The following is a 4935-nucleotide window of genomic DNA, read 5'->3' as shown; positions in this document are numbered from 1 at the left end:
GTCGGTGTCGACGGCTCCGGGCGCGAACGCCCAGGGATCGCAGTCGATGTAGCGAAGTCCGAACTCGGCGAGTCCGAGCTGCTCGATGATGCCGGTGTGCCGAATCATGATGTGCGCCGACGAACCACGGTCGACCCGGTGGCCGGGAAAGCGTTCCACCGTCGAGACCGCGCCACCCGCGACGGAGTCGCGCTCGAGAACCTCCACCGACATACCGGCATCGGTCAGGTAACAGGCAGAGGTCAGGGCATTGTGGCCGGAGCCCACCACCACAGCATCGATCACATCTTCAGGCTACTGGCCCGTCGAGGGGCAACCGGCGGCCCAGGACGGCGAAGGGGCGTCGGTCGCCGGCGAAGGTGAAGTCGCGCAGCACGTCTGCGAAGCCGAGCCGCCGGTACAGCCGCCAGGCTCGGTTGTCCTCTTCCGCCACCTCGGGTGTGGACAACATCACTTTGTCCGCGGAGACGCCGCCCAGCAGTCGACTGCACAGTCGTCCGCCGAGGCCGTGCCCCTGAGCGCTCGGGAGGACGTGCAACTCGGTGAGTTCGAAGTAGTCGCCGAGGGTGGCTTCGACGCTGTGCGGAGAATGCCCCGTGCGCCGCAATCCCTCGCGAACCTGTTGATGCCACCACTGGTGCGCGGCACCGTGATAGCCGTATGCGACGGCCACCAGCGAATCGGGCTGTGTCGGGTCGGTGTTCGGCAGCAGCGCACCGACTGCCCGCCAGCCCGGCCGGTGCAGGTGTTCGCTCCACATCGGGGCTCTGCTCTGTTCGGTTCCGCGCGGATAGCCCATGGCCTCGACGTAGATGGACAGTGCCTCGAACAGCCGCTGGCGGAATTCCGGGGGCGTCAGATCGACCAGGTACGGCGTTGTCTGCGCATCGGTGACGACTGTTCTCAACCTTTCTTCGGCAACTTGTCGGTGGGCACGGCTATATTGAATGTGTCGAACGGGTGTTCGACAATCGGGGCCGAGTGCACCGGTGGCTTCGGCTCGGATCGTCGAGTCGGATTCTCCGGAGTTCGACTGTAAGGCTTCGCCACGGTTCCGGCCGCGCCAGGTGCGCGCCGGAGATTCGAACTGGAGGTGTTCGAGTATGACGATCACGAAGGCATTCGATGCCGGAGTGCGGTCGCCGGTGTCGCGTCAGGCTCAGGTTCTGCTGGGCCGGGCCGATGCTCTGCTGTCCGAGTCCATCGGGGAGAGCGATGCCGGAGATCGATTTCTCGGCAGCTATGCCGCCGCACTGAAAGGCGCGGCAGCTGTGTTGGCGTCGTTGCCGAATTCGATCGGAGCGCGTCCTCGTTCACGCAGTGCGTGGGTGTTGATGGCAAAGGCGGCACCGGATCTCGCGGTCTGGGCCGATTATTTCGCGTCCTTCTCGGCCGCCCGGGCTGCGGTCGAGGCCGGTGCGTCGAGCACGATCGACGATCTCGATTCCGACGATTTCCATCGCCACGTCGGTCGTTTTCTGAACTCGGTCGAGGATCGACTCGGCGGGCAGGCTCGATTCGCGTCCGTCGATCCGATGACGGCACCCTTGTCGGCGTAGCTCACCGAGCTGGACTCCAGGTGACAATCGCCACGTCATGCGGTGTTCGCTGGAAGTTTTCGGGACGTGCGTCTCGAAACTTCGGTGTTTCTCAGGAACACATCGACCGAGTAGGTGGTAAGCGGCCGATTCAGCTCGTATCATCGACAGTAGGTAGCCGCCAAGGTCAGCTTCCCGTCGTTTCGCAACCGAAATGACCTTCAATATCTGTGCAGGGGGAGGTACCGTGCCACTCTCCGAGCACGAGCAGCGCATGCTCGATCAAATCGAGAGCGCTCTCTACGCCGAGGATCCCAAATTCGCGTCTCATGTGAGGGGCGGTCGCGTACGCGCGGCGTCGAGCAGGAGGCGCTTTCAGGCTGCCGCGCTGTTCGTAGTGGGACTCGTGTTGCTCGTCGCCGGTGTTGCATTGTCGACGAACAGTCTGGCTTTTCTCGTCGTCAGTCTCATCGGCTTTTTGTTCATGTTCGGTGCCGGGGCACTGTTCCTGTTCGGCGGATCCGACAAGGGAGCCGCAGCGTCGCAGGACGAAGGCAGCACAGCCAACGATGCTGCCGAAACGTCCGGGCGTAGTACCGGGCAGAAATCGAAGGGTGGTCGCAAGGGCGGCAGCTTCACCTCTCGCATGGAAGATCGGTTCCGTAAGAGGTTCGAGCAGGACTGAGTCGACCGGGTTTCACCGAACCGACCCATACCGGCTCGTCTCCACAACTTCACGCGTCAACGTAGAACAGCATCTCACCTTCGGGTGAGGTGCTGTTTGTCGTTTCTGCCCTGAAGCAGACGCCGCTCGATCGCCTGGAGCCCTCCGCTCCGCGTCGAGGGCCGGCTCGACTGTCCCCGCAAACGGGAGTTCTGGGATCCCGCCCCCCGCGTCCCCACTTCGACCCACTTCCCCCACTTCTCCCCACCGAAGCCCCACTGAAGGGCTGGGATCGACCGTCACCCGCCACTTCCAGTGCTGAGCTGCTGCTCAGGCCGCTTCGGTGCTGGACTTGTGGGCCGTCGCCTCCGAACCGAAGCTGCGGCATCGCCCGCGGCATCGCCGTCGGAAGTATCGATCTTGTGCTCTTGACCAGCATAAATATCGGATTCTTCAAAGTTTTCCTGCCATGGATGGTTCGAAGTGGGGGAGAGTGGGGTAAAGTGGTCCGCAGCGGAGAGTCGAGGCTGGAGGTGGCGAGTGTTTCTCGGTACCTACACGCCGAAGCTCGACGACAAGGGTCGACTCACGTTGCCGGCCAAGTTTCGGGACGCGCTTGCAGGAGGGGTCATGGTGAGCAAGGGGCAGGATTTCAGCCTCGCTGTCTACACCGCGGCCGACTTCGCGGAGCGCTCTCGGAAGTTGACGGCGGCTTCTCGTGCCAACCCCAAAGCCCGTGCCTACGTTCGCCAGTTCTTTTCGGGAACCGACGAACAGCGGCCGGACGGACAGGGTCGTATCACCATCAGTCCCGAGCATCGCCGCTATGCGGGGCTCGAACGAAACTGCGTGGTGATCGGTTCGATGGATTTCATCGAGATCTGGAACGACGAAGCGTGGGCGCGCTACTCCGCTGAGAACGAGCAGGATTTCTCCGACGCTTTCGACGAGTCCCTCGGAGGGATCTTGTAGCCCGACCAGGTCGCCTGCGAGTGCAGCGAGGCCTCTGCCCGATCAGAACCCTGACGTTCTTCCCCAACGCCAGGTTTCGCAGATCAGGACCCTGACGTTCTTCCCCAACGCCAGGTTCCCTATCGGACAGGGACCTCGATGCATTCGCACCGGCTTCGGTGGGCGACCCGCACGGCCCGGACCCGGGCGAGAAGTACGTACGCGCGACCGGGAGGAACCATGACGGAGGGCACCGGACCGGACGAGAGCGACTCGTCCGCCGACCGAACCCACCGTCGGTCCGCAGGCCCGGTCCACGTTCCGGTTCGTCTCGAACGAGCCGACGAATTGCTCGGACCCGCACTCGAATCCACCGGCGCTATCCGAGTCATGATCGACGCAACACTCGGACTCGGCGGTCACGCCGAACACTTCCTACGGACCTATCCGCACCTGCATCTCATCGGACTCGACCGGGATCCCGACGCGCTCGAGCTGGCCGGAGCCCGGTTGGCTCCGTTCGCTGATCGAATCACGTTGGTGCACACGACCTACGATGGCATCGCCGAAGCGCTCGACGAGGCCGACCTGCCTGCGGTCGACTCCGTTCACGCCATCCTGTTCGATCTCGGAGTCTCGTCCATGCAGTTGGACGAATCCGATCGCGGATTCGCGTACTCCATCGACGCCCCGCTGGACATGCGAATGAATCCGACCGTGGGAATCACCGCAGCAGACGTCCTCAACACGTACTCCCACGGCGACATCGCACGGGTCCTGAGCACCTACGGCGAGGAACGGTTCGCCGGCAAGATCGCCTCCGCTGTACTGCGTCGCCGCGAGCACACGCCCTTCACCACGAGCGGCCCGTTGGTCGAATTGCTCTATGCCGCAATTCCGGCCGCAACGCGGCGTACCGGCGGACACCCCGCCAAGCGCACCTTCCAAGCCCTGCGTATCGAGGTCAACGGTGAGCTGGAGTCGTTGAAGGCGGCGGTTCCTGCCGGGCTCGACGCGTTGGCTGTCGGAGGTCGGGTGGTCTTCATGTCGTATCAGTCGCTCGAAGACCGAGTTGTCAAGCAGGAGTTGGCACCTCGAATCAAGTCGCGCAGTCCCGAGGGACTGCCGGTCGAGCTACCCGGAATGGGTCCGGAGTTCCGGCTCCTGACCAGAGGTGCCGAGCGTGCCTCGGATGCAGAAATCGACGTCAACCCACGCTCGGCTCCGGTGAGATTGCGCGCCGCCGAACGGATTGCAAGGAGAGCGGAATGACGGTTCCAGACACAACCGTTGGAACACAACGCAATCGGGTTCCGGCCCCGCGGCGCAGGGGCGTTCCGCAGGCTCCACTCTCGCGCCCAGAGCGTACGGGTAAGGGCGGTGGACGATCCGGTGCAGCACTGCGCGCATACGAGCGCAGGCAGCAGCGCGCGTCGATCCACACCTCGGATTCTGCGCATGGTTCCGGAGCCGGTGCGCGGCCCTCGCTGAACGGAAGTGCTATTGCTGCGCGAATTCCGTTCGTCGCCTTGATCATCGGCCTGCTCGCCATCGGTCTCGGTCTGACGTTGCTCCTGACCACTCGGTCCGCCGGAGACTCCTACGATCTCAGCGCCGCCAAGGCCGTCAACGCCGAACTGGCTCACCAGCGGGCGTCGTTGCAGCGTGATGTGGAGTTGGCGGAGTCGGCTCCGGAGTTGGCGCGCAAGGCCGCCGAGCTCGGAATGGTCCCGGCGAAGAACCCCGCGCGTCTGATCGTCGCGCCGGACCGGCGGCGTCCCA

Annotated in this window: 6 protein-coding genes and 1 pseudogene; 5 read left to right on the top strand and 2 right to left on the bottom strand. The window is 64.0% G+C overall.

Going from position 1 to position 4935, the window contains the following annotated elements; all coding sequences use genetic code 11:
* On the bottom strand, positions 1-285 hold a 285-nt coding region (locus RHBS_RS24290), incomplete at its 3' end, for an NAD(P)-binding protein (RefSeq protein WP_148311814.1).
* Between the two features lie 4 nt (positions 286-289).
* Positions 290-907, bottom strand: coding sequence for an N-acetyltransferase (locus RHBS_RS24285; RefSeq protein ID WP_121872353.1), 618 nt, complete (start codon positions 905-907; stop codon positions 290-292).
* A gap of 196 nt (positions 908-1103) precedes the next feature.
* Here RHBS_RS24285 and RHBS_RS24280 point away from each other — a divergent pair, with 196 nt between their 5' ends.
* From RHBS_RS24280 to RHBS_RS31110, 5 genes and pseudogenes are all read left to right on the top strand, one after another.
* On the top strand, positions 1104-1559 hold the full coding sequence (locus RHBS_RS24280; RefSeq protein ID WP_121869612.1) for an SAV_6107 family HEPN domain-containing protein: 456 nt from the start codon (positions 1104-1106) through the stop codon (positions 1557-1559).
* 226 nt (positions 1560-1785) lie between these two features.
* On the top strand, positions 1786-2223 hold the full coding sequence (locus tag RHBS_RS24275; RefSeq protein ID WP_121872354.1) for a DUF3040 domain-containing protein: 438 nt from the start codon (positions 1786-1788) through the stop codon (positions 2221-2223).
* Between the two features lie 519 nt (positions 2224-2742).
* Entirely contained in the window at positions 2743-3174 is a 432-nt protein-coding gene (gene mraZ / locus RHBS_RS24270; RefSeq protein ID WP_027497352.1) for a division/cell wall cluster transcriptional repressor MraZ, read from the top strand.
* Between the two features lie 219 nt (positions 3175-3393).
* Positions 3394-4425, top strand: a complete 1032-nt coding sequence (gene rsmH, locus RHBS_RS24265) for a 16S rRNA (cytosine(1402)-N(4))-methyltransferase RsmH (RefSeq protein ID WP_121869613.1) — start codon at positions 3394-3396, stop codon at positions 4423-4425.
* Positions 4422-4935, top strand: a pseudogene (locus tag RHBS_RS31110) (hypothetical protein); the annotation flags it as partial. The gene rsmH and the pseudogene RHBS_RS31110, both read left to right, overlap by 4 nt.

The organism is Rhodococcus sp. BS-15 (assembly GCF_000813105.1).
Classification (GTDB): domain Bacteria; phylum Actinomycetota; class Actinomycetes; order Mycobacteriales; family Mycobacteriaceae; genus Rhodococcoides.
This window is presented reverse-complemented; position numbering and strand designations above follow the sequence as displayed.

Bases quoted from the DNA above. Each gene is read 5' to 3' on its own strand.
- RHBS_RS24280 (WP_121869612.1), top strand. From the start codon at position 1,104: ATGACGATCACGAAGGCATTCGATGCCGGAGTGCGGTCGCCGGTGTCG.
- rsmH (WP_121869613.1), top strand. From the start codon at position 3,394: ATGACGGAGGGCACCGGACCGGACGAGAGCGACTCGTCCGCCGACCGA.